The following is a 24,892-nucleotide window of genomic DNA, read 5'->3' on the forward strand; positions in this document are numbered from 1 at the left end:
TCGTTGGCCTCTCTGGGAAACCTAGCCCATGACCAAGGACCTGGTCCGTATCGGGCAGTTGGGGCGGGCCCATGGCGTCCACGGAGAGATCGCTCTCGATGGGACGTCGCTGACGGCCGAGGAGCTCGAGCAGGTGAAGACCTTCACCTGGACCAAGGCCGGCGTCCGCCGCACGCTCGTCCTTCTGGGGGCCCGGCCGACTCAGGGACGAGTCCTCGTCCACTTCGCCGGAGTCACCGACCGTGACCGCGCCGCCGAGCTGACGCTCGGCGCGCTGCTGATCGAGCGCTCGAAACTACCGGCCACGGGGCCCGGGGAGGCCTACACCTTCGAGCTGGTCGGCATGCGCGTCGAGGACACGACGGGCCGTGCGCTCGGGGAGATCACCGACGTCATGCGTACCGGAGCCCATCCGATATGGGTGGTGCGCGGCGAGCGGGAGCTGCTGATTCCGGCCGCGGAGCCGATCATCCAGAACGTCGACCTCGAAGCCCGCGTGATCACGGTCATCCTTCCGCCAGGCCTCGAAGACCTGTGAAGATCTCGATCCTCACCATCTTTCCCGACTTCTTCGGGCCCGCTCTCGAAGAAGGCATGATCCGGGCGGCCCGGGAGAAGGGACGCCTGGAAGTGGACGTCGTCGGGCTCCGTGACTTCACCGACGACACGCATCGCACCACCGACGATTACCCCTTCGGCGGCGGCCCGGGAATGATCATGAAAGTCGAGCCCCTCGACCGGGCGCTGCGGGAGATGAGCCTCGGTGAGCGAGGGAAGCGAGGCCCGGAGACCCGGGTCGTTCTCCTGTCTCCCCAGGGCCGTCCCTTCGCGCAGAGCGTGGCGCTCGAGTACGCGCGGCTCGAGCGGCTGGTCCTCGTGTGTGGCCGCTACAAGGGAGTCGACGAGCGCGTCTTCGATCATCTGGCAGACGAGGAGCTGTCGATCGGGGACTTCGTGCTCTCGGGCGGTGAGCCGGCCGCGTTGTGCGTGGTGGATGCGGTGGCGCGGCTGCTCCCCGACGTGGTGGGCGCCTTCGACTCGGTGGAGAGTGACTCGTTCCACTCGGGACTGCTCGACGCGGCCTACTACACCCGCCCCGCCGACTACCGGGGCTGGAAGGTCCCCGACGTGCTGCTGTCGGGGAACCACGCCGCCATCGCCCGTCACCGCCGCCGGGAATCGCTGCGGCGAACCTTCGAGCGGCGGCCCGATTTGCTCGAGAGTGCCACGCTCACCGAGGAGGATCGCCGCTTCCTGGCCGAGCTCGAGCGCGAGCGGCGCGACCGGTCGTGAACCACCGAGTGGATGCCGCGGAGGAGACCACGACGCTCGGCCGCGTGGCCGCCGCTTCCTTCCTGCTGTTCGTGGCCTGCCTTCCCTGGTCGATCGCGACCATGTCGATCGGCGCCGGCATCTGCGCCACCTTGAGCGTGGCCGCTTGGGTCGTCGAGCGGAAGCCATGGCCGCCGTGGGGAAGGACTCCGGTGGATCGAGCGGCGCTGATGTGGCTCCTGGCGCTTTCGATCGCGGCGGTCTTCGCCATCGATCGGGCCGGCAGTCTTCCGCGCCTCACCAAGGGACTGATGCCCGCGCTGGTCGGGCTCGCGGCGTACCACGCGGCGGACCGTGCGCGCGGACGCCGGGCCCTCGCCGTCTATCTCGGCATGGCGACGCTGGTGGCGCTGATCGGCTTCGCGGTATGGGTGGCGCAGGGGCACACGTTCTCGGCCCGCGCACGTGGATTCTCGGGGCACTACATGACCTTCGCGGGGCAGCTCCTGCTCGAGATCCCGCTCGCTCTCGGCATCGCGCTCACCGCCCGCGAGCCGCGCTGGCGCCTGCTGGCCGGGCTGGCCGCGGGGCTGTCGCTCGCGGCACTCGCGGTCACCTTCACGCGCAGCGCGTGGGTCGGCGTGCTCGTGTCGTCGGGCGCGCTGCTCGCGGCACGGATGCCTTGGGGACTGGCGGGGCTTGCGGCCGCGGCGGCGGCGGCTTGGTTCTTCGCGCCCGGAGCGTGGCACGCGCGCCTTCACAGCATCGCGGATCCGGACAATCCATGGAATCGCGAGCGGGTGATCATGTGGCACGCCGGCTGGCAGATGTTCCTCGACCGTCCGATCACCGGCGTCGGGCTTCAGGATTTGAAGCCGCTCTACCTGGCCTATCGCACGGCGGGCTCGACCGAGGTGGTGGGCCATCTGCACAACGTCTATGTCCAGATCGCGGCGACGATGGGCATCGTCGGCCTGGCCGCCTTCGCGTGGCTCTACGGCGCGCTGCTGCGCGCCGCCTCGGCCGGCATCGGCTTCGGCCGGGCGCAGCGCCAGCGTTGGCGCGACGAAGGACTCGCGGCCGGGGTGAGGCTGGGGGTGACCGCCGCGCTGCTCGGGTTCCTGGTCGCGGGCCTCTTCGAATGGAACTTCGGCGACGAGGAGCTGCTGTATCCGCTCTACACGCTGGTCGGCATTGCCTGGGCGTCGCGACGATGGGAACAGCCGTGAGCCTCGACGTTCCGCTGGCGCGTCTCACGCGGCGCGTGCCTCGATTTCGTGGCTGGCACCGGCTGCTCGAGCCGCTGCGCCGCCACTATGCCAGGGTCTATCGCGACCGGCCGGACCGATGGATCGTGATCGACGACTTCCAGGGGGACCTGAGGATCGGCGTGGACCGCTCCGCCTACATCGGCAGCGCGATCTACTGGCGCGGCATCCACTCGTACGCGGAAGCGTGCCTGATTCGGCGGCACTTGCCGGCCGAAGGCGTGTTCCTCGACGTGGGCGCCAACCAGGGAGAGCTCACGCTCATCGCCGCGCGTCATGCCCGCAGGGGACGCGTGGTGGCGTTCGAGCCGGTGCCGCGCTGGTTCGCGGCGCTCGAAGAGAACCTCCGTCGCAATGGCCTGGACCACGTCGTCGCGGTCAACCGCGCCCTGTCCGACCAGGAAACCGAAGTCGAGATGTTCACGTCCAGCGACGCGGGCGCTCAGGGCGCCAACGAGGGACTGTCTTCGTTTCATCGCAGGGAGCTACGGGACGTTTCCGTCGGCCGCGTCCGAGCTCTGCCTCTCGATCTCTACGTGGAGCGGGAGGGGCTGAGCCGTGTCGACCTGATCAAAATCGACGTGGAGGGCGCCGAGCGCGCCGTCCTCCAGGGCGCCAGGCGGACACTCGAGCGCTTTCGCCCCAGCCTGATCCTGGAGTGGAACGAGCCCGCCGAGACCCCGGGCGCACCCAGCCTGCGTCGCGACCTCCGCGATGGAGGCTATACGCTGTCCGCCGTGGATCCTTTCGGGCGGGTCACGTCCATTCCGGACGACGCGCCGGTGACCTCGGCGACCGTCTTCGCCCAGCATGAGAGCCGCGTCTAACGCGCTGGTGGTGCTGCTGCTCAAGGGGGCGGCGCCGCCGCTCCAGTTCCTGCTCCTCGTGCTCACCGCCCGCTGGTTCGGCGTCGCCGTGCGGGGCGAGATCGCGTTGTTCAGCGCCGCGGTCAATCTCTTCGTCCTCCTCGTCGGCTTCACCGGAGGCTCGTCGATCGTCTATCTGGCGAGCCGGGATCCGAGCCGGGCTCTGCTCGGCAGGATCCTCGCTTGGAGCTACGCATTTTGCGTCGTGGTTCCGGTGGTGCTGGCCGCGGCCGCCACCTGGATGGGCCGGCCCGTGAGCCTCGAGATGCCGCTCGTGGTATGGGTCGCGGTGATGAACGCGCTCCAGGTGGTTCATGTGTGCGTGATGATGTCGGGGCATGCGGTGTGGCAGGCCACCCTGCTCGAGTTCCTTCGCCCGTTCACCCTGGTGGCGCTGGCCCTGCTGGTCGCCTCGATGCGTGGCTTCCGCGCGCCGGGCGAGTTCTTCGTCGTCTGGGCGGTGGCGGCGACGCTGGCCTTCCTGCTCTCGCTCCCGCTCCTCGTGGCCCATGTTAGGCGGCTCCCGCCGCAGGGCGCCGGCGCCACCCCTTCGCCTCGCCGGGTGTTGCGAGATCTCCTCGGCTACGGGTTCCTGGCGCAGGCATCGAACTTCACCCAGTTCCTCAACTATCGCGGCCTGTTCTTCGCGCTCGAGCGTCACGTGTCGGTGACCGCGGTGGGTGTCTTCTCGACCGCCGTGTCGTTCGCGGAGATTCTGTGGATCCCGGCCAACAGCCTGGCCGCGGTGACCCTCAATCGCGTCAGTCGCGAAGGCGCCGCGCAGAAGACCCGGCCTTTCGTGCTGCGCATGGCGCGGCTGGCGCTGGTCGCCACCGCGGGCGCCGCATTGCTGATCGCGCTCGTCCCGCGCGGCTGGATCACGGGGCTGCTCGGCCCGGACTTCGGCGCGGTGCGCGGGCAGCTGCTGGGCCTGCTGCCTGGAGTGATGGCGATCGGCATCTCGGTCATCGCCAGCGCCTACCATGCGGGCCACGGACTCTATCGAGCGAACCTGATCGCCGCACTGGCCGGCCTGGTGCCGACCCTGCTCGGCATGTGGGTGCTGGTGCCAGGGCTCGGCCCGAAAGGCGCCACGATCGCCATGAACGCCTCGTACCTGGCCACGGCCGCCTGTCTGATCTGGAGCCTCGCCCGGCGGGAGCGCGTACGCCCCGGCGAGCTCGTGCCGAGGCCCGAGGACCTCCCGCAGCCGGCGGCGCGGCCGACGTGAACGTCTTCTACATCCCTTCCTGGTATCCCGACCGGGACGGCCGGGTGCTCGACGGGATCTTCTTCCAGGAGATGGTGCGGGCGCTGGCGGGTCATCACCCCGAGCTGCGGATATTCGTCAGTCTCTGGGGACAGACCGAGCGGAACCTGTCGCTGGCGCGGCTGCGATTCCTGGCGCGTCATCCGTGGGTGCGCTTGCGGTCGCGGCCGGCGCGGGCACAGGTGCTTCCGAACCTGGTGGAGCTCTGTCGTCCGACGTGGTCGTGGCGATACCTCACGGGGCGCGGCAACGTCGAGGCGATCTTTCTCGCCAACCGCCGGATGTACATGGAGGCCCGCGCCGAGTGCGGATCGATCGACCTCATCCACGCTCAGGTGAGCTTCCCGGCCGGATATCTCGCCGATCGGCTGGGCGCCGAGACGGGAGTGCCGCACGTCATCACCGAGCACATGAGCCGCTTTCCATTCCCACAATTCGTGAGAGACGGCAGCGTCGTTCCCGAGGTCGCCGAGCCGTTGCGCCGCGCCCGCCGGGTGACGGCCGTGGGCCGGGAGCTGGCGACTCAGATCCGTGAGAAGACCGGCGTGACGCCGGTCGTGATCCCGAACGGCGTCGACGAGCGCTTCTTCACACCCGGAGCAGTCCGGAACAGGGCGGGCTTCACCTTCCTCACCGTGGCCACGCTCGAGCCGCGCAAGGGGATCGAGGAGCTGCTGCGCGCCATTCATGCGCTCGGCCCGCGCTCGGGGGTGCGCTTCCGGATCAGCGGCCTCGGCACGCAGGAGCATGCCTACCACGCGCTCGCCGCACGGCTCGGCATCGAAGGTCGCGTGGATTGGCTCGGGCAGCTCGGGCGGGAAGCGGTGCGGAACGCGATGCGGGACTGCGATGCCTTCGTGCTGACCAGCCGTCGCGAGAGCTTCGGCATGGTGTTCGCGGAGGCGATCGCGTGCGGCAAGCCGGTCATCGCCACGCGCTGCGGCGGACCCGAGGACATCGTGCGCGACGTGAACGGCCTGCTCGTCCCGGTGGGCGACGTGGAGGGCATCGCCCGCGCCCTGGACACCATGATCGAGGGCGCCTCGCGCTACGACGCCGCGGCGATCCGCGCGGACTTCGAGAGCCGCTTCTCCTCACGCATCGTGTCCAGGCGCTACGCCGATCTCTACGCCGAAGCCGTCGGGAGCGACTGATGTGCGGGATCGCGGGATACGTCAGTCATGCGCTCGGGGAGGACGCCGCCAGGGTTCGCCGCTGGGGCGACAAGCTCGCGCACCGCGGACCCGACGATCGTGGCATCGGGGTTCTGGGTCCTTCCGGCTTCCGCGTCGGACAGGATCTCGAATCGATCACGCCCGAGAGCTCGACGGTCTTGTGGAACTGGCGGCTCGCGATCATCGATCTGTCCAAGGCGGGCTGGCAGCCGATGCGGAGCGCCGATGGGCGCCACTGGATCGTCTACAACGGAGAGGTCTACAACTATCGCGAGCTGCGCGCGGAGCTCGAGTCGCTCGGCTGCACGTTTCACTCGCAGACCGACACCGAGGTCGCGCTCCAGGCATTTCGCTGCTGGGGCGTCGATTCATTCCCCCGGCTCGTCGGCATGTACGCCTTCGCCATTCTCGACCTCGAGTCGCGACGTCTGGTGCTGGCGCGCGATCCCTTCGGGATCAAACCGCTCCACTATGCCGCATGGCCGGGAGGTTTTGCCTTCGCATCCGAGCAGAAGGCGCTGCTCGACCTTCCGCAGGTCTCCCGGCGCGTCGACGCGCAATCGGTCTATGACTATCTGAGGTTCGGGCTCACCGATCACGGGCCCTCGACCATGCTCGAGGGCATCCGTTCCTGTCCGCCCGCGCACTGGATGGAGGTCGGGCTCGAGACCGCGACCCCATCGCGCCCGACCCGCTACTGGGCGCCCGAGCCGGAGCGGCGCTTCTCGGGTTCCATGACTCAGGCGGCCGATCAGCTGCGCGAGCTGTTCCTCGACAGCGTGCGCCTGCACCTGCGCAGCGACGTGCCGGTCGGGGCCGCGCTCTCGGGCGGCATCGACTCGAGCGCCATCGTCTGCGCGATGCGACACCTGGAGCCTGATCTCGAGCTGCACGCGTTCGGGTACGTCACCGACGACCCGGTGGTCGGCGAAGAGCGGTGGCTCGACCTGGCGGTCACGGCCGCGCGCGCGACCGTGCACAAGACGCGCGCTTGCGCGAGCGATCTGGTCGCCGACCTCGACCGCCTCTTGTGGGCGCAGGACGAGCCGTTCGGCAGCACCAGCATCTATGCCCAGTACCGGGTCTTCCGATTGGCGGCCGAGCACGGGATCAAAGTGATGCTCGACGGGCAGGGCGCCGACGAGCTGTTGGGCGGGTACCACGGTCTGGTGGCCGCGCGCCTGGCTTCGCTGGTCCGCCAGCGGCGGATCGACGAAGCGTTGCGCTTCGCCTGGCGTGCGTCGCGGACCCCGGGCCGGAGGGGGCTCGCGCTGTGGGCCGGCGAGTTCCTGGTCCCTGGAGGGCTGCAGGCGCCGCTTCGCGCGCTGGTCGGTCAGGAGCTCGTGCCGCGCTGGATGAACCGCGACTGGTTCGCCGCCCATGAGGTTCGAGCCGCTCCATCCAAGTACGCGTCCCGGAGCTCGCCGGAAGTCCTGCGCGAGCAGATGCTCCGGCTGCTGACCCGCACCAACCTGCCGATGCTGCTGCGCTACGAGGATCGCAACTCGATGGCGCACTCGATCGAGAGCCGCGTGCCGTTCCTGACCACGACGCTCGCCGATTTCATGCTGTCGCTTCCCGAGGAGTACCTGATCGACGCCGGGGGACGAACGAAGGCCGTGTTCCGCCGGGCCATGCGCGGACTGGTTCCGGACGCGATCCTGGAACGCCGGGACAAGATCGGATTCGCGACGCCGGAGCACGAATGGATGATCGAGCTCGGCCCGCAGGTGGAGCGCTGGCTGAGCGGCGAGGCGGCCGCGCGCATGCCGGCGCTCCACTTCGAGGCGCTGCGGTCCGAGTGGCGCGCCTTCCAGGCGCGGCGAACGCGCCGCGATTTTCGCGTCTGGCGCTGGATCAATCTGATCGAGTGGGCGGCGCGCACCGGCGCCGAGTTCTCGTGAGCGGCGACACGGTGACCGTGGCTCATGTGACCTCGGTCCACGACGCTCACGACGTGCGTATCTTCCACAAGGAGTGCCGCTCGCTGGCGGAGGCGGGCTACGACCTCGTGCTGATCGCCCCGCACGACCACGACGAGACCCTGAACGGCGTGAGAATCCGAGCGGTCGCCGCACCGGCCAGCCGCTTCGAGCGCGTGGTGCGCACCACGCCGCAGGTGGCCCTCGAAGCACTGCGGTGGCGCGCCCGGGTCGTCCATCTGCACGATCCCGAGCTCTTGCCCTGGGGGCTCCTGCTCAAGCTCTGTGGCCGGAAGGTGATCTACGACGCCCACGAGAACCTCCCCAAGGACATACGCACCAAGCACTATCTCCCGACCTGGCTGCGGAGTGCGTTCGCCTTTGCGGCGGACGCCATCGAGCGGGCGTTCTGCGCATGCTTCGACGGCGTCGTCACGGTCACGCCGGGAATCGCCGAGCGTTTCTCCGAGCGCCGGACCGTGGTGGTGCGGAACTATCCGCGGCTCGAGGAGTTCACCGGGGCCGACTCCCGGCCTCACGCGCAGCGCCGTCCGATCGCGGTCTATCTCGGGGGTCTCAGCGAGATCCGCGGCGCGCGCGAGATGGTGCGCGCGATCGGACGGGTCCATGGCGACCTCGGCGCCGAGCTTTGGCTGGCCGGCCGATTCGATCCGCCGCGGCTGGAAGCGGCGCTCGCGTCGGATCCGGGCTGGGCTCACACCGTGCGCCTCGGATGGCAGACGCGTGAGCAGGTCCGCGCGGCGCTCGAGGAGGCGCGCGTCGGGCTCCTGGTGCTGCATCCGGCGCCGAATCACCTCGACTCGCTGCCCATCAAGCTGTTCGAGTACATGGGCGCCGGGCTCCCCGTGGTGGCGTCGGATTTTCCCGCATGGCGCGCCGTTCTGGGGGAGGGGGGCCTTTACGTGGATCCGCTCGATGCCGACGCGATCGCCGGCGCCGTCGAGTGGCTGCTCACCCATCCCGAAGAAGGAGAGCGCATGGGGCGCGTCGGTCGAGCCGCGGTAGCCGGCGAGCTCCATTGGGAGCACGAGGCGCGTACGCTCCTCCGGCTCTACGAGCGGGTCGCGGGCCCTGCGGGCGGAGACGGCCGATGAAGGTCGTCCTCGTCTGCCAGATGTTCCCGCCCGAGAGCGCGGCGGGCGCGCTCCGGACGGGAGCGATGGCCGACGCGTTCGCCAGGGCCTTCGATCTGCGGATCGTCACCGTCGAGCCGAGCTATCCCGACCCCGGGCTCTTCGAGCGCGCGTCGTGGCAATCCGCCGATCGCGCGCGTGGAGTCCCGGTGGTCCGCGCCGCCGCGTTCAAGCCGCACGACGCTTCGCTTCCACGCCGCGCGCTGCGAGAGATCGGCATGAGCCTCGGCTTGATCCGCAGGGTCGGAGCCGCCGACGTGCTGGTCGTGAGCACGCCCAGCATGTTCCTGGCTCCGCTGGGGTTTCTGAAGGCGCGCGCGGCACACGCCCGCTTCGTGTGGGACGTCCGCGATCTGACCTGGCGCTACGCGCAGGAGAGCGTGCCCTCGACCGGGCTCAAGCGACGTCTCCTCGGGCAGCTCGAGCGGGTGATGCTCGCGGTGATGCGTCGCGCCGACCTGGTCGTCGCCGCCACGCCGGGACTCGGCCAGGTGCTGCTCGAGCAGGGCGTGCCGCCGGAGCGGATGGTCACCATTCCGAACGGCGTGGCGCGCTCGGTCCTGGAGCGCTGGACGGCGGCTGAGCCCCGTTCCACGGGCGCTCGTCCGCGCGTCACCTACGTGGGCTTGATGGGCTACAACCACGGCATCGGGATCCTGCTCGACGTCGCACGCCTGCTGCCGGAAATGGACGTGGTCCTGGTCGGCGATGGACCCGAGCGGCCGCGCATCGAGGAGCGGCTGCGGCGCGAGCCGGTCTCTAACCTCACGCTCGCCGGCTACGTCACCGACCCCGCCGAGCTCGATCGCCACTACCGGGCCAGCGACGTGCTCGTCAACCACACCCAGGACGCGCCCATCCTGAACCGCATCGTGAACCCGGCCAAGATGTTCGAGTACTTCGCCACGGGGCGGCCCGTCGTCTACGCCGGCCACGGATTCGCCGCGAGCTTCCTCGGCGAGCGCGATCTCGCGGAGATCGTGCCCCCGAACGATCCGCCCGCGCTGGCGGCGGGGATCCGGCGAGTGCTCGCCGACCCGCAACGAGCGCTGGAGCGGAGCGCGAGGGCGCGACGGATGATCGAGGCCGAGTTCACCCGCGAAGCGCAGATGGAAGCGCTCGTCACCGAGATGAAGCGGCGGTTCGCGGGAGCGGAGGCCGCTCAGTAAGCGCTGGCGTCGCGGAAGACGCGCGCGAACGTCATCAGGATGATGCGCACGTCGAACGCCAGCGACCAGTTCTTGACGTAATAGAGGTCGTACTCGATGCGGCGCTCGAGCGGCGTGTCGCCTCGCAAGCCGTTCACCTGCGCCCAGCCGGTCAGACCCGCGCGCACGTGATGGCGCAGCATGTAGCGCGGGATCGAGGCGCGGAACTGATCCACGTAGACCGGGCGCTCCGGGCGAGGTCCCACCAGGCTCATGTCGCCGACCAGCACGTTCCAGAGCTGCGGCAGCTCGTCGAGCGAGAGGCGGCGCAACACCTCTCCGAAGCGGGTGCGCCGCGGATCGTCCTTGGTGGTCCACCCGGCACCCTGGGCCTCGGCGTCCACCCGCATGCTGCGGAACTTGATCATGCGAAAGCGCCGCCCGTTGAGGCCCACGCGCTCCTGCGAGTAGAACACCGGACCCGGAGAGTCGAGCTTCACGAGCAGCGCCAGCAGCAGCAGGAGCGGAGACAGCACGACCAGCCCGATCACCGAGAACACCAGGTCGAAGCTGCGCTTGAGGACGGCGTTCCAACCCTGCTCCGGACTGTCGGTCACCAGCACCACGGGCATCCCATCGAAATCCTCGACGCTGGGATTCAGGCGGAAGGCGTGCCGCAGATCGGGGACCAGCCGCACCGCGGCCGTGCTGTCGGCGAGGAGACGCAGCGCTTCCTCCTCGGACTGCCACTCCTGGCGCGACAGGGTCAGATAGACGATGTCGATGCCGTGCTGCTCCACGATCTTCGGCAGGTCGGCGATCACGCCCAGCACCGGATGACCTGCGACGACCGAGCCCACCGCTCCTTTGTGCGTCGCGACCAGTCCCCTGAGCTCGAGTCCGAAGTCGCCGTGCCGATGGATCTTCTCGATCAGCGAGGCGGCCAGGTCGCCCGTCCCCACGATGATGGTGTGGCGCAAGTTGCGGCCCGCGCGGCGCAGGCGGCGCAGCACGGTGCGGATCACGATGCGGCTTCCGCACAGGGCCAGCGTGGCGAGTGCACTGAACACCGCCAGGAATCCGCGGGACAGCTCGCCCTTCGTGAAATACGACGCCAATGCCGCGAGCGCGGTCACGATCAGCATGCCCTGGACCAGCGCCAGCAGCTCCTGCGAGAGCCTCGCCGTGCGGGCCGAGCGATAGATCTTGAACGTTCGCAGGACCAGCAGCGCGATCGGCGTGATCACCGCCCCGAACCACAGGTAGAACGGCAACGCCGGAACGCCGAGCGGCGCCGGAAGAGCCACGAAACGCAGCCAGTAGGCGCCGAGCCACGAGCTGGCGATGAGCAGCGCGTCGAGCGCGAAGACGCCCGAGGCGAAGACCTGTCGGTGGCGAGCGAGCATGCGGCGCGAGGCTAAGACTCCGGCAGGCGCGCGGGCAAGCCATCCCGCCATCCCATGGGGGCCCTTGACCTTCCCCACGGGGGAAGGTTGGTGATCGTGGAAACGCGGACCGCCGCGAATCCAACCTCAACCAGGAGCACTCACCATGGCGTGGCTGATGATTCCCACCGTGATCTCTTTGGCGGTTTCCGATGCGCTCTGGCCCGCTCGGCCGGTCTCGTCCTCGGAGCGAGCGGAAAGCGAGCTACCCAGGCGGCCTGAGCTCGGACTCACCCTCGAAGCGCAGGAAGGGGGAGGGGCCAAAGTCGCGCGAGTGCGCCGCGGCTCCGCCGCGGAGCGCGTGGGTCTGGTCGCGGGGGACGTCGTGCTCCGGATCGACGGCAAAGCGCTTCCGGATGGCCGGACGCTGCAGGACCGGCTGCGGACGCTCCTGGCGGGCAAGACCGTGAGCCTCGAGACACGGCACCAGGGAAGAGTCCGCACGGTGCGCTTCGAGCTTCCCCCGGTTCCGCGGGAAACCTTCCAGAATGCCGAAGTCCACTATGGCCACGTCACGACCGACCGGGGCATTCGAGTGCGCACCATCGTGACGAGGCCAAAGGGAGCGACCGGCCCCCTGCCCGCGATGATGCTCGTGCCCTGGCTCTCGTGCGATCCGGTCGAGACGCCTCATGGCGCGGACGACGGCTGGTCGCATCTCTTGCGCGGGCTGGCCGAGAAGAGCGGCTGGGTCATCATGCGGGTCGAGAAGCCCGGTGTCGGCGACAGCGAGGGGCCCGACTGCTCGCAGAACGACCTCGAGACCGATCTCGGCGCCTACCGGGCGGGCCTCGCGGCGCTGCGCCGGCTGCCGTTCGTGGACTCCGCGCGCATCGTCCTCATCGGCTCGAGCCTGGGTGGAGCGCTGGCGCCGCTGCTCGCGCGAGAGCAGCCGGTGGCCGGACTGATCGTCTCCGGCGGATTCACCAAGACCTGGTACGAGCACATGCTCGAGTTCGAGCGCGCGCGGCTCCTGTGGCGGGACCGTCCCGCGAGCGAGGTGAACGCCGCGATGACCGGCTTCGCGCAGTTCTACGCCGCCTACCTGGGCGAGCGAAAGTCGCCGGGAGAAGTCATGAAGCGTCGGCCCGATCTCGCCCCGCTCTGGTACGACGAAGCCGACGGGCAATTCGGCCGTCCGGCATCGTTCTACCACCAGGTCGCGCGACTCAACGTCGAAGCGGCCTGGTCGCAGATCACCTCGCCCACGCTGGTGCTCTACGGCGAGTACGACTGGATCATGAGTCGCGACGACCATGAGCGTGCCGCGGCGCTGGTGAACGCCGCGCATCCCGGACGGGCCACGCTGGTCATCCTGCCGCGCACCACCCACAACCTCGACCGCTTCGATTCCCGCGCGGACGCGCAGGCGGGCCGCAATGGGCGGTTCGACGAGGCGGTGTTGCAGCGTATCCTGGAATGGCTCGACCAGAGCTTCCGCTAGGCCCGCCCATGCCGCGGGCCGTCGAACGGTCGCGCGGAGGAAGCGGTGTTTCGCATCCAGGACTTCTCGAGGCTCTCCGGAGTCTCCGCCAAGGCGCTGCGCCACTACGATCGTCTCGGACTGCTGCGCCCCGCGGCGGTCGATCCCAGGACGCGGTACCGTTCCTACACGGCGCAGCAGCTGGTGCGTCTCCAGCGCATTCTCGCCATGCGCGATCTCGGGTTCACGCTCGAGGAGATCGCGACGCTGCTCGACGAGAAACTGGGGCCCGCGGGGATGCGGCGGCGTCTCCTTCGGCAGCGTGCGGAGACCGAGCAACGACTGACCTCCGAGAGCCGGCGGCTGACGGCGCTGGAGGCTCGGCTGCGCGAGCTGGATCGGCCCGGGACGCGGGCGCTCGACGTCGTGATCCGCGCGCTGCCCGCCCAGGCGGTCGTCACGCGGCGCGGGCGCGTGAGCTCGCTCGATGATGGCGCGCGCGAGCTCTTCGAGGCGGTCGAAGCCGATGCGGCGGCCTTGGGCATCCGCGCGGCCGGAGCGCCGCTGCTCCTCTATCACGACGCCGACTATCGCGAGCGTGAGGCCGACATCGAGGCCGCGGTCCCCGTGACCTCGCGGCTGGATTCGGCGCGCACGAGGTCACGCCGTGGCTCGGGAGCCGTCGTGCGCGTGCTGCCCGCCGTGAGCAGCGCCGCGTGCCTGGTGTACTCAGGACCTTACGAGCAGCTCCGCAAGCGACTGCGCGGGGTCCGGGACTGGCTCGCGATCCAGGGACTGCGGATGATCGCGCCCTGGCGCGAGGCATACCTTCAATTCCACGCGAGCGCCGCATTCGAGCTGCGGCTTCCGCCCGCCTACCTCACCGAAGAGGCGAAAGAGCTGGTGACCGAGATCCAGGTTCCGATCGTCGCGCCGGCGGCCATGGATGCGCGGGACGCGCGCTGGCGAAGCGGAAAAACCGGCTGATTCCAGGCTTTTCCCGGAGGGCGGGCTCCCCTATACTGCCTCGCCGCTTTGGACTCGCCGGCCTCTCGCCGAGCGTGTGTCTGGAAAGGAACCCCGTATGGGCCTGATCGAGAAGGTTGAAGCCGCGCACCTCAAGAGCGGCCGTCCCGATCTTCGTCCCGGCGACACCGTCGAGGTGTCGGTCCGCGTGATCGAAGGCGACAAGGAACGCCAGCAGAAGTTTCGCGGCGAGATCATCAACGTGCGTGGCTCCGGCATGCGCAAGACCTTCACCGTGCGCAAGGTGACCGAAGGCGTCGGTGTGGAGCGCACGTTCCCGCTGAACGGACCTTCGGTGGCCGACATCAAGGTCATGAAGCACGCCAAGGTCCGCCGCGCGAAGCTGTTCTATCTCCGCCGCAAGGCAGGCAAGGCCGCCCGACTGGCCGACTCGCGCCAGAAGGAGGAGGCCGGGACGTCGTGACCGCAAGGCCCGCCTGGCGGCGCCTCGCGCGCACGGAAGCGCGGCTGGTTGGAGAGGCCGTCGCGGCGGGTGTCGACGAAGCGGGCCGTGGCCCGCTCGCCGGGCCGGTCGTCGCTGCCGCGGTCATCCTCGATCGCGGCGCTCGCTGGGAAGGCGTCGACGACAGCAAGTTGGTCCCGCCGGAGCGGCGGGCCGAGATCTTCGCCCGAGTCCTCGCAGGGGCTCGGGCATTTTCATGGTCGGTCGTGGGGCCCAAGGCGGTGGACCGTTACAACATCCGAGGCGCCAGCCTCGAGGCCATGCGGCGTGCCGTGCATCGGCTGCGCCTGACGCCCGAGGTGGTTCTGGTCGACGGCCGCGATCCGGTGCCCGGCGTCGCCTGCGCGCAGCATGCGGTGATCGACGGCGACGCCAAGCTGCTGTCGGTCGCCGCCGCGTCGATTCTCGCCAAGGTGGTCCGCGACCGCATCATGGAGGGCCTCGACCGCGTATGGCCGGAGTACGGCTTCGCCCGGCACAAGGGCTACAGCACGCCCGAGCACCTTGAAGCGCTGCGGCGGATGGGGCCCTGCCCGATCCACCGCTATTCGTTCACTCCGGTCTGCGTGCTGGAGCTACCCCTCGAAGTGTAGTCTCGGGCCCATGACAGGCCTCCGGAGGTCGCGCCCCCGCGGAGCAGCGCCATGGGCAGCACGGGAAGGCGAGGGCGGGCCGCGGAGACGATGGCCGCGGCGTATCTCGAGATCGCGGGCTTCGAGATCCTGGAGCGCAACGTTCGGCTCGGGGGCGTGGAGATCGATCTTCTTGCTCTCGAGCAACAGGTTCAGGTGGTGGTCGAGGTGAAGTACCGCTCGCGCTCGGACTACGGCGGTGGTTTCGGCGCCGTCGATGCCGGCAAGCGCCATCGACTGCTGCGCGCCGCATCGGTGCTGGTGGCGCGCGGCTGCTCCGAGGTACGGATCGACGTGGTCTCGGTCGAGCTCTCGGCGGACGGAGCGGAGCTGCGCCACGTGCGCGCCGCGGTCGACGCCTGATGGCGCGCGACCTCCGCATCGGGCGGCTTCGCATCCCGACGCGTCTCACCCAGCGCTGGCGCGCGCGACTGCGGGCGCAGCGCCGGTGGTGGCGCGCGCGCCTGCGGAACGATCCCGGAGAGGTGCTGTTCCCGACCGTCGGGCAGGGCATGGTGGCCGTGCACGAGCTCGAAGGCTCGCACGAAGCGAATGGACCGCGGGTCGCCATCCTCCACGCCACCGCCGGCTCGGGTCACAAGAGCGCGGCGCAGGCGCTGGCCGCCGCGATCGCCGCCGGCCATCGCGGCGCCACGGTTCGCGAAGTGGACACGCTGGTGTTCGCGTCCCGACTCTATCGGTCGACCTACGCGGCGTCGTACAACGCGATGGCCGCCCGCGCGCCGGGGCTGTGGGGGGCGCTCTACCGCTCGTGGGCGCTCGCGCCGGTCAACAAGGGGACGGCGCCGGTGCGTCTTGCCGTCGATCGCCTGAACCTGCGCCGACTGGTCCGCGTGGTCGAGCGCGAGCATCCCGACGCGATCGTGTGCACGCACTTCCTGCCGGTCGAAGCGCTGTCGCCGCGCCGTGGCCGCGGATCGCTGCGCGTCCCGCTCTTCTGCGTCATCACCGACTTCACCGCCCATCCGTTCTGGGTCTACCCGCACGTCGACCGTTACTTCGTCGCCAGCGACGAGGTGGCCGACGAGCTCCATCGGCACGGCGTGGCGCGCGATCGCATCGAAGTGAGCGGAATTCCCGTTCATCCGCGCTTCGCCGAGCCGGTGGGCCGCGATGTCGCGCGCGAGCACTTCGGACTCGATCGCGCGCGTCCCGTGGTGCTGATGATGGGTGGAGGGAGCGGCGTCGGACCGCTGGCGGAGCTCGCCGAGCGGGTCGCGCGGCTTCCCATGCGTCCCCAGGTCGTGGTGGTGTGCGGCAACAACCCGCGGCTGGTGGCCCGCATCGAGCAGGTCGCGCGTGCGAGCCGGGCCGGCCCGGGCGACCTGCGCGCGCTCGGTTTCACGCAGGAGGTCGACACCCTGCTCGAAGCCAGCGACCTGCTGGTCGGCAAGGCGGGAGGGCTGACCTGCTCCGAAGCGATGATCAAGGGCACCCCGCTCGTCATCTTCAAGCCCACGCCGGGACAGGAAGTGCGCAACGCGGAGTTCCTCGAGCGCCACGGCGCGGCGGTCCACGCCGACACGGTCGGGGAGGTGGAGATGACGGTGAGCCACTGGCTGAAGGATGGCTCCGAGCTCGATCGCCGCCGTCAGGCGGCTCGCGCTCTGGGACGACCCCATGCCGCGGAGACCATCGCTCGCCGCGTGCTGGAGGCGGTGCCCGAAGTCGCCGGGAGACTCGCGTGACCCGGAGGCCGGCGCCGGCCCTGCTCGAGCGCGCCTTTCACGGCGACCGCGCGGCGCTCGCGCGCGCCATCTCGGTGGTCGAGAACGAGAGCGACGGCGCCGCGGCCATCCTCGACGCCAGCTTTCGCAAGACCGGCCAGGCATACCGGATCGGGATCACGGGACCCCCGGGAGCGGGGAAGAGCACGCTGGTCGCGCGCCTCGCGCAGGAATATCGAAAGCGGGGCGAGTCGGTCGCGGTGGTGGCGGTGGATCCCACCAGTCCCTTCACCGGCGGCGCGCTGCTCGGCGATCGCGTGCGCATGGCGGAGCTGGCGGGCGATCCCAAGGTGTTCATTCGCTCGATGGCCACGCGCGGCGGCATGGGAGGGCTGGCGGTCCACACCGCGCAGGTGTGCGACGTGCTCGATGCCGCGGGTTTCGGGCGCATCCTGATCGAGACCGTGGGTGTGGGACAGAGCGAGCTCGAGGTCGCGCAGACCGCCGACAGCACCGTGGTGGTGCTCGTGCCCGAATCCGGCGACACGGTGCAGGCGATGAAGGCCGGGCTGATGGAGATCGGGGATCTCTTCGTCATCAACAAGGCGGACCGTGAGGGCGCCGAACGCGCGGCCTTCGCGATCCGCACAGCACTCGAGCTGCGCACGACCTCCTCCGAGTGGACCGCCCCGGTGCTGCTCACGGTGGCCTCGCGCGGCGAGGGTCTCGGCGACCTGGTGGACGGTCTGCAGGAGCACTACGAGCACCTGGCGCAGCGCGGCGGGCTCGAGCGCCGGCGCCGGCGCCGGCTCGAGCAGCGGCTGCACGACCTGGTCGGCGACCACCTGTGGAGCCAGTTCCGTTCACGCGTGCCTGACGCGAGGTGGAACCGGAGCGTGGACGAGCTGGCGGCGCACAAGATCACGCCGAACGAGGCGGCGCGGCAGCTGAGCCAGGTCGCCCACCTGCGCGCCGACTGAACTTCAGTCGATCGGCATCACCCGGATCGAGCCGTCCCGGGTGCGCAGCCGAAGGACCGGTCCCCCGCCGTTGAGCTCGCCCACCAGCAGGTTCTCTCGCACGCGGCCTTGCACCTGCAGCGGCAGATCGAACGAGAGACTTCCATCACTGCTGCGGGCGTCGATGGTGGCCGCGAGGTCGTTGGGAATGTGCAGCCGGATCCCACCGTCCTGAGAGCGCACCGACCATTCCTCGCTCAGTCTCGAGCCGGTCCGTGCTTCGATCTCGACACCTCCGTCGCCGCTCTCGACCTCCATGCGATCGAAGCGCCCACGGACGGAGCTTTCGCCATCCTGCGTCACGAGCTGCAGAGAGCCGTCGACGTCGTCGAGGCGGACGCTTCCATCCTGCGATCGCACCCGGATGTCGCCACGGAGCCGGTCGGCGACCAGCGGACCATCCTGGGAGCGAAGGTCGATCTTCCCCGCGACGTCCTCGATCTTCACCGGGCCGTCCTCGGCATTCACGATCAAGTCGCTCTCGCGCGGGAGCCAGACGTCGACGTCGAGATGTGCGTTGCTGAAGAAGTTGACGCTCACTGCGCTCTCCATGCGCGCCATGACTCTCACCTGGTTGCCTTCCTGCTGCAGCTGGACCCGGGGCCGCTGGATCCCCAGCGTGAACCCTTGTGTGGGACCGCGGTGCGAGACGCGGACCTTCACCTTCGACTCCTTCCACGAACGCACGGTCACCTGCGCGTCGTCCGTCTCGATCCGCACGGTGGGCTGCCGGCCGACCGCGAAGTCGCGATCCCAGGTTTGATTCTCGGCGGCGCCCACTGCCCCTGGGACGAGGCTCGCGAGGAGCGCGGCGACCGTGAGGAGGAGTCGGTGCATAGGCCTGCCTCCATTCTCGAAAGAGACGCTGGAGGTTACGCCGCAGAGGGCGCCCAGGTTGCCCATCCATGGCCGCTTCGGATCTCGGCTTCCGTACTCGAATCGTTGACGGCTCCGATCGAGTCTCTTAGCCTTGCCTGGAACTACGAGGCTCATCTTGCTCTTCCCGGCCGTTCCCCGCGCGCTCTTCGTCCTCGTTCCGGCAGCCATGCTCGTCGCCCCGGCATGGGCGGGGTGGAGCACGTCCCCCGTCCCCGTACGCCCGACCTCCTCGGCGATCCCTGTGGTGGCCGCCTGCAACGACGGTGGCTACGGAACTTTCGTCGGGTGGCAGGAAGAGAGCTCACCGGGATCCGGCCAGATCAGGATCCAGCACCTGCTGCCGACCGGGGATCCGGATCCGGGATGGCCGACCGACGGCGTTGTGGTGTGCGCGAGACTCCTGGCGCGACCGACGCTCGGCCTGGCGCCGGATCGGCTGGGTGGCGTCTATGCCTGGTGGATCGAGATGGATGGCGGCCCGAAGCTGTACGTCGCCCGGCTCGAGGCGGGCGGAAGTGCTCCGAGTGGATGGCCGGTCGATGGCTTGAGCCTCGGCTCCCAGTGGAGCGCGACCTATCGACCGAGCGTGATCGAGGACGAGAGTCACGGCATCTATCTCGCGTGGACGACGGGGACGCTGGTTCGGGCGCACCATCTCGGTCCCGACGGCCTGGGTGCTGGAGGGTGGCCCGACACACCCCGCATCGTCGTCCCCATCGATGGGGCCTTCAGCTCGCAGTTGTGGCCCGATCTCGCGCTCGCGGAGGACGGCGGCGTCTTCCTCTCCTGGGCGACGTGGAGCCCGGACACGACGATGGTCGAGAGCTCGCTCCGTGCGCGGCGCCTGACGCCCGCCGGAGCCAACTCGCCAGGCTGGCAGCCCGAGGGCCTGCTGCTCGGCCCCTTCCGTCCGGAGCCGCTGGGCCAGGCGCCGCGCGCCCCACTGCTCGACATCGCTCCGGATGGACGCGGTGGGTTCTTCGCGCACATCGGGGTGATCCAGGAGCTGAACCTTTTCATCGACACGCGTCTCCATCGAATCTCGGGCGATGGCCAGCACGATCCGGGTTGGCCGGCGGAAGGTTTTCTCGTCAAGGCGGACGCCACCTACTACAACCCGGATCAGCCGTACGCGGCGGACGTGGGGCTGCGCGTCCACCAAGAGCAGGATCGCGCGATCGTCGAGTTTCCGAATCCCTACTCCGACTCTCCCGCGCTCGTCGGGGTCAGTCAGATGAGCAACAGCGGAGTCCTCGCCTGGCCCAGCTCGGTGGTGGCGGTGGGCCATGAGGTGGTCGTCCGGCCGAACGGCGGCTTCTATGGCGGGGATTTCAAGTGCTGCGGCCCGGCCAGCCAATGGGATTGGCCCGCGCTTCTCGGCCTCCACGCCGAGCCCGACGGCGACTGGCCCTCGCACTTCGAGGTGCATACGGAGCCCGTGATCACCTGGTACGGCGACATCGCGCTGGCTTCGACCGGCGATGGCGGAGTCGTCTACTACTGGTCGCAGAGCAACGTGCTCCAGGGTCTCTTCGCCCGGCGCTTCAACCCGACCAACGAGGTCACGGGGGTGGGCGCGACCATCCGGCTGCCGGGGCTCTACGGACTGCGCTTCACGGCCGGCGTCGGGGTCGCGGCCCGGGTTCAGCTGGATGGAAACGCATCGCGGCTCGAGCTGTTCGACCTCGGTGGCCGGAGTCTGGCCTCGCGGCCGATCTCGGGATCAGGATCCTTCGAAGTGACTCTTCCCGGCACCGCCTCGCTGGCCTCCGGGGTGTACTTCGCGCGGCTGATCTCGGGTTCGACACGGGCGTTTGGCAAGGTCGCGGTCACCCGCTGACAGGCTCATCCGGGAGGAGTAGACTCCGCTCGTCTCGCTCCCCGAGGCATCGAGCCTTCTCGATGAAGCTCCCCTTTTCCAATCGCGATTCACGGCCGCGGTCAACCCTTCTGATCGCGTGGATCGTCATCCTCGCCGCATCACCCGCCTTCGCGGGATCATGGACCGGCGACTTCTCGATTCCAGCCTTCGACGGTTCGGTGCGAGCGTGCGCGTTCCATGGCGGGCAGCACGTCGTTGCCGGCAGCTTCCAGTGGGCGGGTGGAGTCCATGCTTCCAACGTCGCTCGCTGGACTGGCACGCAGTGGGCCTCCGTGGGTGAAGGGCTGTCACAACCCGTCGCACGTCTCACCAACTGGGGTTCGGACCTGCTGGCCGCGACCACATCGTTTGGGGCGGGCTCGCCGGTCATGCGTTTCTCGGGCGGATCCTGGCGCGCCCTCGGGCCGGCTCTCCAGGGGAGCGCGGAGGCGCTGCTCGCGACTCAGGGTGAGCTCTATGTCGCGGGCAATCTCCTTCAAGAGGGTCTCCCACAGGCGTCACGGGTGATGCGTTGGCAGGGCGGCGCATGGCACCCGGTAGGTGGCGCATTCGATGGCCGAGTTCTCGCGCTCGCGGTCTACGACGGAGAACTCTATGCGGGTGGGGAGTTCGTCTTCGCCGAGGATCAGTTCGTCTCGCGAATCGCGCGTTGGGATGGGACCCTTTGGCAGCCGGTCGGCGGAGCGGGTGGACCGGGGGGGAACCCAGCGGTGAACTCGCTCGTGGTCTACGACGGGCGCCTCGTCGCCGGTGGTTACTTCAGCACCCTCGGTGGCGAGACCGCCAAAGGGGTTGGGGCTTGGAATGGCCAGGAGTGGGAGGCGCTGCCCGACACCCCTCAAGATGCGCTGATCAGCGATCTCCTGGTCGAGGGCAACCTGCTCCATGCAGCCGGCGTGCTTCAAGTGCCGAACCTCTGGGCTTCGGGTTTCGCCACGTTCGATGGTGAGTCGTGGAGCGTGCCGACGCCTTACCCCGATTGGAGCATCACGGACATCGCGGGCTGGGACGGGACGGTTCAAGCGTCACCGATCCCATCGACCTCGGTGGTGGGGGCTTTCGTCGAACTCATGGCCGTGGGCGAAACGTCGGCACTGTTGTCCGGACCACCCGCCTTCGATCGCGCTCCCATCCGCGATGTGATCGTCCGCGATCCCACTTGGCGAGCGCTCACGCCATGGCAGCCCCAGATGCGCGGTCTGCTGGGTCCTTCGTGGACCGAAGTCAAAGCGCTTCACGTCCACGCCGGTGAGCTCTACGCGGGCGGCTACTTCGAGTACGCCGCGGAGCCACCTGGCTGGACCTCCACCGGTCCGCTCGCCCGCTGGGCGAACGATCGATGGGAACCGGTGGATGCGGGGCTTCGCGGCTGGGTCCATGCGCTGGCGAGCTGGAATGACCAACTGGTCATCGGCGGCACTGGCTTCTTCGCGGAGGGTCGCATGTCTTCCGTGCTGGCCCGGGAGGGTGACGACTGGAGCGCTCTCGGCGGAGAGCTCCAGGGCTATGTCACCGGGCTCACCGAGTGGCAGGGCGCGCTGGTTGCAGCAGGCGGCCTGCGCCTCTTGGGACAGCAGTCATGGTCCGGGGTTGCAGTCCACCGGACTTCGGGCTGGGAGATCTTGGGCGAACCGCTCGTCGCGGATCAGTCCTCGATCTCCGCCGTCGCGGTGTTTCGCGGTGAGCTGTTCGTGGCCGGTGCGACATTGAATGCTCAGGCTGGCGTCGGCTCACTGATGCGGTGGGATGGCGACCGATGGACGCCGGTGCTCCATACGCCCGCGGGCATCGTGAAGTGCCTGCTGCCGCGCGCCGACGGCTTGTGGGTAGGCTTCGCGAATTATGGGGGCTCCCCCCGCAGCTCGATATGGCGATGGGACGGCTTCTGGAAGGATATGGGTGGGTTGTCCGGTGACGTGTTCGTCTTGGCCGAGCACGACAACGATGTCTACGCGGGCGGATGGCTGTACGGGGTCGGCAGTCTCGCGCGATGGGGAGGCGGGTCGGGTCCGGATGACGATTACTTCAACAACACATGGGCTGCGATCCCGGACGGTCCGGCGTCGGCCATCGGGACGATGGCTTCGCTCGGGAAAGATCTGTGGGTCGGCGGGTGGTTCACGCGACTCGGTAGGGGGCAGGCGGAAGCGGTGGCTCGCTGGACTTCGGCAGCCGCGGCGGGGCCCGTTCGCGCGGGTTCCATCACGGCTTGGCCGAACCCCGCTCGTGAACGCACCGCATTCCGCTTCTCGCTCCCTCGTGCGGGGCGAGTGACGCTCGACATCTACGATCTCCACGGCGCGAAGGTCGCCACGCTGGTCGACGAGGAGCTGCCGGGCGGTCCCGTCGAGCGATCGTGGTCGATCCCGAAGGGTCGCGTGCCTGCTGGCATCTACTTCGCTCGCCTCGAAGGACCCGGCGTGTCGTGGAGTGCGAAGGTCGTGGTCGCGCGCTGATCACGCTACGGCTGCCTTGACCCTTCGCGAAGGCGCGCCGTAGGCTTTCGAGGCTTCGGGCCACCACCCGACCCCGTCAGGAGCCCTCCGATGGCGATGCGAACCCGTCCTCGCGGACGGAAGACGCCCACTCATACTTCGCGGCCGACCCGTTCCAAGGCCGCGCCCGCCAGCGCCAACGGCGCCCCGAAGAGCGGCAGCTGGCAGGCTGCCCGCACCGCCTACGACGCGAAGAAGGCCCAATCGAAGGAGCGGCCCGAGCTCTATCCGTTCACCATCTCGGGCATTCCGATCAAGCCGCTCTATACGCCCGAGGATCTGGCCGGCATGGATCTGGGCCGTGACCTGGGGTTTCCCGGCGAATACCCCTACACGCGCGGGATCCACACCACGATGTACCGCGGGCGCATGTACACGATGCGGCAATTCGCCGGCTTCGGAACCCCGCGCGAGTCGAACGAGCGCTACCACTACCTGACCGAGCACGGACAGACCGGTCTTTCGATCGCCTTCGACAACCCCACCATCATGGGTTACGACAGCGACCACCCCAAGGCGCACGGCGAGGTCGGCAAGTGCGGCGTGGCGGTCGATAGCTTGCGGGACATGGAGATCCTGCTCGACGGCATCGACCCTGGAACGATCTCGACCTCGATGACGATCAACGGCCCGGCGGCGACCATGTGGGCGTTCTATCTGGCCAACGCCGAGAAGAAGGGCGTGCCGTTCTCGAAACTCCGAGGAACGATCCAGAACGACATCCTCAAGGAGTACATCGCGCAGAAGTGCTGGTGCTTTCCACCGCGCCCTTCGCTGCGGATCATCGTCGATGGCATCGCCTTCGCCACCAGGCACGTGCCGCAGTGGAACACGATCTCGATCTCCGGCTACCACATCCGCGAGGCGGGATCGACGGCGGTGCAGGAGCTGGCCTTCACGCTGGCCGACGGCTTCACCTATGTCGAGGAGTGCTTGAAGCGCGGGCTGGACGTCGATCAGTTCGCCCCGCGCCTCAGCTTCTTCTGGAACAGCCATCTCGACTTCTTCGAGGAGATCGCCAAGCTGCGCGCCGCGCGCCGCATCTGGGCGCGTCACATGCGCGAGCGCTACGGCGCGAAGAAGAAGGAATCGTGGCTGATGCGCTTCCACACCCAGACCGCCGGTTGCTCGCTGTGGGACAAGCAGCCGGAGAACAACATCGTGCGCACCGCCTACGAAGCGCTGGCGGCGGTGCTGGGCGGCACGCAGTCGCTCCACACCAACTCGATGGACGAGACCATCGCGCTGCCGAGCGACAAGGCGGTCAAGATCGCGCTCCGCACCCAGCAGATCATCGCCCACGAGATCGGGGTGACCGAGACGGTCGACCCGCTGGCCGGGTCCTACTACCTCGAATCGCTCACGAACAAGCTCGAGGAGGAGGCTGAGGACTACTTCCGTCGCATCGGGGCGCTGGGCGGCGTGGTGGCGGGCATCGAGCAGGGTTTCTTCCAGCGCGAGATCGGCCGCGCCGCATACCAGTACCAGCAGGAAATGGAGAGGAAGCAGCGCGTGATCGTCGGCGTCAACGATTACGTCGAGCCCGACGAGAAGCTCGAGATCCCGATCCTCTACATCGGCGAGGAAGCCGAAGAAGAGCAGAAGCGCTCGATCGCCGAGGTGCGCCGCACTCGGGACAACAAGGCCACGAATGCCGCGCTCAAGGCGCTCACGACCGCGGCCGCCAGCGAGCCGGGCGAGAAGAACGTGGTCGAGCACATTCTCGATGCCGCTCGCGCGTACGCGACCGAGGGCGAGATTCGCAACGCGATTCGCGAAGTCTACGGCGACTACACCGAAGGCACGGAGATCTAGATCCGGCGCTCGCAACGTCATGGCGAGCGGATCCTGGTCCGTGAGGTCTG

21 protein-coding genes are annotated in these 24,892 nt (G+C 69.1%); 19 read left to right on the top strand and 2 right to left on the bottom strand.

The window, feature by feature from the left end:
- Positions 1-28: 28 nt before the first annotated feature.
- The 9 genes from rimM to VFQ05_13455 are packed head-to-tail and all read left to right on the top strand — an operon-like array spanning position 29 to position 10,096.
- Positions 29-538, top strand: a complete 510-nt coding sequence (gene rimM / locus VFQ05_13415; GenBank protein HET9327759.1) for a ribosome maturation factor RimM — start codon at positions 29-31, stop codon at positions 536-538.
- Positions 535-1,293: a tRNA (guanosine(37)-N1)-methyltransferase TrmD gene (gene trmD / locus VFQ05_13420; GenBank protein HET9327760.1), complete on the top strand. Its 759-nt coding sequence runs from the start codon at positions 535-537 to the stop codon at positions 1,291-1,293. The genes rimM and trmD overlap by 4 nt, the downstream gene beginning before the upstream one ends.
- Complete coding sequence (locus VFQ05_13425; GenBank protein ID HET9327761.1) at positions 1,290-2,501, top strand: O-antigen ligase family protein; 1,212 nt, start codon at positions 1,290-1,292, stop codon at positions 2,499-2,501. Before trmD ends, VFQ05_13425 begins: the two co-directional genes overlap by 4 nt.
- Complete coding sequence (locus VFQ05_13430) at positions 2,498-3,367, top strand: FkbM family methyltransferase (protein ID HET9327762.1); 870 nt, start codon at positions 2,498-2,500, stop codon at positions 3,365-3,367. Before VFQ05_13425 ends, VFQ05_13430 begins: the two co-directional genes overlap by 4 nt.
- Complete coding sequence (locus VFQ05_13435; GenBank protein HET9327763.1) at positions 3,351-4,637, top strand: polysaccharide biosynthesis C-terminal domain-containing protein; 1,287 nt, start codon at positions 3,351-3,353, stop codon at positions 4,635-4,637. The genes VFQ05_13430 and VFQ05_13435 overlap by 17 nt, the downstream gene beginning before the upstream one ends.
- Positions 4,634-5,830 (top strand): glycosyltransferase, encoded by a 1,197-nt coding sequence (locus VFQ05_13440; GenBank protein ID HET9327764.1) that lies wholly within the window; start codon positions 4,634-4,636, stop codon positions 5,828-5,830. Before VFQ05_13435 ends, VFQ05_13440 begins: the two co-directional genes overlap by 4 nt.
- Positions 5,830-7,755 carry an asparagine synthase (glutamine-hydrolyzing) gene (gene asnB / locus VFQ05_13445; GenBank protein HET9327765.1) on the top strand — a complete coding sequence of 642 codons (1,926 nt, stop codon included), beginning with the start codon at positions 5,830-5,832 and terminating at the stop codon, positions 7,753-7,755. Before VFQ05_13440 ends, asnB begins: the two co-directional genes overlap by 1 nt.
- On the top strand, positions 7,752-8,888 hold the full coding sequence (locus tag VFQ05_13450; GenBank protein HET9327766.1) for a glycosyltransferase family 4 protein: 1,137 nt from the start codon (positions 7,752-7,754) through the stop codon (positions 8,886-8,888). Before asnB ends, VFQ05_13450 begins: the two co-directional genes overlap by 4 nt.
- The gene (locus tag VFQ05_13455; protein ID HET9327767.1) at positions 8,885-10,096 is read left to right on the top strand and encodes a glycosyltransferase family 4 protein; all 1,212 of its coding nucleotides are present in this window, start codon (positions 8,885-8,887) and stop codon (positions 10,094-10,096) included. Before VFQ05_13450 ends, VFQ05_13455 begins: the two co-directional genes overlap by 4 nt.
- Here VFQ05_13455 and VFQ05_13460 read toward each other — a convergent pair.
- On the bottom strand, positions 10,090-11,481 hold the full coding sequence (locus VFQ05_13460; protein HET9327768.1) for an undecaprenyl-phosphate glucose phosphotransferase: 1,392 nt from the start codon (positions 11,479-11,481) through the stop codon (positions 10,090-10,092). The genes VFQ05_13455 and VFQ05_13460 overlap by 7 nt on opposite strands.
- A gap of 145 nt (positions 11,482-11,626) precedes the next feature.
- Here VFQ05_13460 and VFQ05_13465 point away from each other — a divergent pair, with 145 nt between their 5' ends.
- The 7 genes from VFQ05_13465 to meaB all read left to right on the top strand — a co-directional run bounded on the left by VFQ05_13465 (position 11,627) and on the right by meaB (position 17,732).
- Positions 11,627-12,964: an alpha/beta fold hydrolase gene (locus tag VFQ05_13465; GenBank protein HET9327769.1), complete on the top strand. Its 1,338-nt coding sequence runs from the start codon at positions 11,627-11,629 to the stop codon at positions 12,962-12,964.
- 45 nt (positions 12,965-13,009) lie between these two features.
- Positions 13,010-13,930, top strand: a complete 921-nt coding sequence (locus tag VFQ05_13470) for a MerR family transcriptional regulator (protein HET9327770.1) — start codon at positions 13,010-13,012, stop codon at positions 13,928-13,930.
- A 97-nt stretch (positions 13,931-14,027) separates the two neighbouring features.
- The gene (gene rplS / locus VFQ05_13475; protein HET9327771.1) at positions 14,028-14,393 is read left to right on the top strand and encodes a 50S ribosomal protein L19; all 366 of its coding nucleotides are present in this window, start codon (positions 14,028-14,030) and stop codon (positions 14,391-14,393) included.
- Positions 14,390-15,025 (top strand): ribonuclease HII, encoded by a 636-nt coding sequence (locus VFQ05_13480; protein ID HET9327772.1) that lies wholly within the window; start codon positions 14,390-14,392, stop codon positions 15,023-15,025. The genes rplS and VFQ05_13480 overlap by 4 nt, the downstream gene beginning before the upstream one ends.
- Positions 15,026-15,076: 51 nt before the next feature.
- A complete protein-coding gene (locus tag VFQ05_13485) occupies positions 15,077-15,427 on the top strand; it encodes a YraN family protein (GenBank protein ID HET9327773.1) in 351 nt (116 codons plus the stop codon).
- Positions 15,427-16,773, top strand: coding sequence for a glycosyltransferase (locus VFQ05_13490; GenBank protein HET9327774.1), 1,347 nt, complete (start codon positions 15,427-15,429; stop codon positions 16,771-16,773). The genes VFQ05_13485 and VFQ05_13490 overlap by 1 nt, the downstream gene beginning before the upstream one ends.
- Positions 16,770-17,732: a methylmalonyl Co-A mutase-associated GTPase MeaB gene (gene meaB, locus VFQ05_13495; GenBank protein HET9327775.1), complete on the top strand. Its 963-nt coding sequence runs from the start codon at positions 16,770-16,772 to the stop codon at positions 17,730-17,732. The genes VFQ05_13490 and meaB overlap by 4 nt, the downstream gene beginning before the upstream one ends.
- A 3-nt stretch (positions 17,733-17,735) precedes the next feature.
- Here meaB and VFQ05_13500 read toward each other — a convergent pair whose 3' ends face one another.
- The gene (locus tag VFQ05_13500) at positions 17,736-18,608 is read right to left on the bottom strand and encodes a DUF4097 family beta strand repeat-containing protein (GenBank protein ID HET9327776.1); all 873 of its coding nucleotides are present in this window, start codon (positions 18,606-18,608) and stop codon (positions 17,736-17,738) included.
- A gap of 157 nt (positions 18,609-18,765) precedes the next feature.
- On the opposite strand from VFQ05_13500, the gene VFQ05_13505 reads away from it, so the two are divergent.
- From VFQ05_13505 to VFQ05_13515, 3 genes are all read left to right on the top strand, one after another.
- On the top strand, positions 18,766-20,490 hold the full coding sequence (locus VFQ05_13505; GenBank protein ID HET9327777.1) for a hypothetical protein: 1,725 nt from the start codon (positions 18,766-18,768) through the stop codon (positions 20,488-20,490).
- A 62-nt stretch (positions 20,491-20,552) separates the two neighbouring features.
- Positions 20,553-22,988: a T9SS type A sorting domain-containing protein gene (locus VFQ05_13510; GenBank protein HET9327778.1), complete on the top strand. Its 2,436-nt coding sequence runs from the start codon at positions 20,553-20,555 to the stop codon at positions 22,986-22,988.
- 90 nt (positions 22,989-23,078) lie between these two features.
- A complete protein-coding gene (locus tag VFQ05_13515; protein HET9327779.1) occupies positions 23,079-24,842 on the top strand; it encodes a methylmalonyl-CoA mutase family protein in 1,764 nt (587 codons plus the stop codon).
- Positions 24,843-24,892: the final 50 nt, after the last annotated feature.

Source organism: Candidatus Eisenbacteria bacterium (assembly GCA_035712145.1).
In the GTDB taxonomy this organism is placed as follows: Bacteria; Eisenbacteria; RBG-16-71-46; order RBG-16-71-46; family RBG-16-71-46; genus DASTBI01.